1 tRNA gene is annotated in these 269 nt (G+C 40.5%); it reads left to right on the top strand.

Annotation, left to right across the window (positions count from 1 at the left end):
* Positions 1-143: 143 nt before the first annotated feature.
* Positions 144-219: transfer RNA gene (locus QQK09_RS19235), tRNA-Asn, on the top strand.
* Positions 220-269 lie beyond the last annotated feature (50 nt).

Below are 269 nucleotides of genomic sequence, written 5' to 3'. Positions count from 1 at the left end.
CGTGTGTCGCTGGTTCAAGCCCAGCAAGAGGAGCCACTTTTATAGTTTTGAGTTTCAAAACTATTCCTCTTTAGCTCAGTTGGTAGAGCGATCGAGAACACTGTTAATTCATTACAACGGATTAACATTGTAGAAAAGACAATTCCTCTTTAGCTCAGTTGGTAGAGCAACGGACTGTTAATCCGTGTGTCGCTGGTTCAAGCCCAGCAAGAGGAGCCACATTAAAAAGCCTGAATTTTTATTCAGGCTTTTTTTTGTCTAAAATTTAG

The sequence above is a fragment of the Psychromonas marina genome (assembly GCF_030161115.1).
In the GTDB taxonomy this organism is placed as follows: Bacteria; Pseudomonadota; Gammaproteobacteria; order Enterobacterales; family Psychromonadaceae; genus Psychromonas; species Psychromonas marina.
Note: the sequence above shows the minus strand (reverse complement) of the source record. Positions and strands in the feature narration are given on the sequence as shown.